Genomic DNA, 3,238 nt, shown 5'->3' with positions numbered 1-3,238 from the left:
ATTATCACCTCTATTGTAAATCATTTCCGCGAATTTCACAAAGAACCTATCATTTTTTTGTATAAACATATTAATTGACTGCCTTATTAACTCTCTATTTTTAGTTAACATTCCTTTAAAGCAGGTCATTAGTGGTGTTAATTTTCCATCGTTTTCGGCCTGATTCAGTACTGACATTGCCAGGTCTTCTTTTTCCATTTTTATATAATACAAAACTTTTTCTTCAGTATTTAAACTATCTACATCTATAGTATTAATATCTCGTTCCCATACTAGCTTTAAGAAGCTTAAATTGTTGCTCGCAATCTGGTATCTAAATTCATCTTGCCATTTTTCAAATATTTTAATTGCCCTTGTTGTGTGATCAAAAGATTTTTTATAGTTTGTAAAAATATAACTCTCGCCGTTTCTAGACTCTAATACTCCATGTAAAGTAGGTAAATATTTCATAACTGGATTTACCTTTAAGCTAGAATTTATTTTTCTAAATTCGGTTAGTTTGTCTTCGCGTAAAAGTTGATAACTATCAATCTCAGCTAACCAAAATTCAATTAATTCTTTCTGATCAGTATTAGTAAGATGATTAATATTGGTATTTATTCTATTTCTGTAGTTTCTTATGAGGCTTACTTCACTAAGGTCGAGTAGTATGAGCATTTTGAGGATATCTATTAAGATTGAAGCGTCTGCTTGTTTCTTTCCTGTCAATGTTACAGACATAGTTTCTAGTTCTAAAAATTGGTCTCGATTATCTGCATTATCCAATCGCTCACTATATAGTTCAAAAAGCTTTGCATAATTTTTTAAGCAACTTTCTTTATCCTCTTTACAATTTCGGATTAAATAATCTAACACCATTCGATATCTATTAAGATAAGAAATTAAAAATGCAATTTTTATATTAATAACCTTTCTATTCTTTAACCCACTTAAATAATCAATTATGTATTCTTCTTGTAGTTGTTTTTGTTCTGGGAATATTTTCTGAACAATTTTACAAAATGTTGTAATAGAAATTTCACTCTCACTGTTGATCCAATTTGATATAGTTGTTTGAGCGACATCCACCATAGAAGCTAATTCTTCATAACTCATTTTTCTTTCTGATAGATAATCATCTATACTTTTTTTTACGAAGTTCATAGTCCCCCTCCTGAAAAATCAAATTATAAACAATATAATTTTCAAGATCCCCTAGTCCCCTAAAATATTGGATTATAGTAAAATATAACATATTTCTATTAGTATACTGTTTGCTAAAAAGTATTCTGAAAATTCCAATTATTGTCCTCTAACTACATGAAGCTTCTAATTCCTCGATTGTTATTTCTAATGCTTTGGCTATTTTTATAATATTTTGATAGCTAGGAGAGGTTCTCTCTCCTCTTTCTATCTGTGAAATCGTGGGTTGTGGTACCCCTGATTGTTTAGCAAGTGTAAGTTGTGTCCATCCCTTATTCTTTCGTTTTTCTTTTATCACTTGCTCAATCATCCTTTGTCACCCCTTTACAAAAGTATAAAATAGTTGGTCTAGTTCCGTTCATGTTAAGTATTTGTTGTTTTGGTCTGTTTTATTGTCATTATTCTCAAAATTATTCAGGTCTGAATAATAACTGTATATTTACATGTTACCTTGTCTTTATTATTTTGGGGAGGGTAAAAAAAATACCCCTCCTCAAAATAATAAATTCGTGTTACAATTATGAATTGTCTGGTTTTTATTTTATTTTATTTTATTTTGTCTTTTATCTTTTTCAGTAATTTTTTTACTGTTTCTGGAGATTTGAATAATTTACTTGCGATTTCTTTTTTACTTAATCCTTTCTCTTTTAATTTATAAACTTCACGTTCTGCAATTGTAAGATCTCTTAACTTCCTCTCTGTTTTTAATCCGTTAAGCACTACATCAGAAACATCATGATGGATACTTCTTTGCCCTAAATATGCATCGCGACAAACCTTTGGGATATCTTTATAATAAGCTTTCATAATGTAATTTTTTGCACCTGCATCAAAAGCTTTTAAGATAATCTCTTCTTCGTCATGCGAAGTTAGCATTATTATCTGATGTAATCCTTTTCGTTTTAATATTCCCGCAACTTCAAGGCCGCCTAAGCATTCTACATCATTTGATAAGGTTAAATCTAATAGTGCTACATCTATTTCCTCACAATCTATATTAATTGCTTCTTCTTTAGAATAAGCTTTTATTTTCACACACATGTCTTTTTCTTTTTCTATAAGTTGACATATTAGCTTCATATAAACCGCATCGTCTTCAACAATCATGATACGAATTTTTTCCATGCTTTACGTCTCCCATCGAATTTAAATAGGCGCCATCTACAATTCCAGTTACTCTTTTTATTGGAAGAATTATCGTCATTGTTGTACCTTGTCCAACCTTACTTTTAACTTCAATGTCGCCATTATGCTTTTGTATTACCTTATAAGTATAATTTAATCCTAGACCATAATTACTACTTCCAGTCCCTTTAGTTGAATAGAAGGGATTCAGTACTAAAAACAGCTTATCTTTTTCTATCCCTCGTCCTGTATCTGTAACGTCTATAAACACCTTCCGCCAGGTCTTATAAACTTTTATTATTATTTCTCCTTTTTGGTCCATAGCTTCTATAGAATTTTTAATTATATTAAGAAACGCTTCTTGAAAATGTACTGAGTCACCATTTATTCTTACATCTATTTCGTATTGTTTAATAATCTTGATATTTGAATTTATAGTTGGATTTAACAAATTCAAAGCTGAATCTATACACTCACTTAACCAAAATTCACTTTCTTGCAGCTCCATTACATCTAATTTACTTTGAATACGTCTTGATAGTTCTAACAAATGATTGGTAGAATGTAAAACTAATTCAATGTTTTCCGCACTTGACTCGTCTAATTTGCTATTTTCTTTAAGTTGATTAACTAACATATCGATTTTTATAACTTCATTCTTAATTGAATGATTAAACAGCGTAGTTCCTGATGTTACTGCCATCATCGTTGAATCTCGACGTTGCTTTTCAAATTTGATTTGCACATCCAAAAAGCCGTATTTTATTGCTAAATAAAAGAAAACAAAAAATTCAATCGTAACTATCCATGGATTTAACATCCAAACATCTTTAATCCCCATTGCCTCAAATACAATATTCGTAAATAAAGCAAAAGTTACTGTTGGAATTATTACGAAACAAGTATATATTCTATTTTTTTTAATAGCTGG

At 29.8% G+C, this 3,238-nt stretch carries 4 protein-coding genes; all 4 read right to left on the bottom strand.

Features of this window, described 5'->3' with window-relative positions:
* On the bottom strand, positions 1 to 1,143 hold a 1,143-nt coding region (locus RCF13_RS00545), incomplete at its 3' end, for an AimR family lysis-lysogeny pheromone receptor (RefSeq protein WP_308140708.1).
* 148 nt (positions 1,144 to 1,291) lie between these two features.
* The gene (locus RCF13_RS00540; RefSeq protein ID WP_044784650.1) at positions 1,292 to 1,492 is read right to left on the bottom strand and encodes a helix-turn-helix transcriptional regulator; all 201 of its coding nucleotides are present in this window, start codon (positions 1,490 to 1,492) and stop codon (positions 1,292 to 1,294) included.
* A 236-nt stretch (positions 1,493 to 1,728) separates the two neighbouring features.
* Positions 1,729 to 2,289 (bottom strand): response regulator, encoded by a 561-nt coding sequence (locus RCF13_RS00535; RefSeq protein ID WP_308140707.1) that lies wholly within the window; start codon positions 2,287 to 2,289, stop codon positions 1,729 to 1,731.
* The coding region (locus tag RCF13_RS00530; protein ID WP_308140706.1) for a HAMP domain-containing sensor histidine kinase at positions 2,279 to 3,238 on the bottom strand (960 nt) is incomplete at its 5' end. The genes RCF13_RS00530 and RCF13_RS00535, both read right to left, overlap by 11 nt.

Origin of the sequence: Stenotrophomonas maltophilia group sp. RNC7, from assembly GCF_030910085.1 — a bacterium.
In the GTDB taxonomy this organism is placed as follows: domain Bacteria; phylum Pseudomonadota; class Gammaproteobacteria; order Xanthomonadales; family Xanthomonadaceae; genus Stenotrophomonas; species Stenotrophomonas sepilia.
Note: the sequence above shows the minus strand (reverse complement) of the source record. Positions and strands in the feature narration are given on the sequence as shown.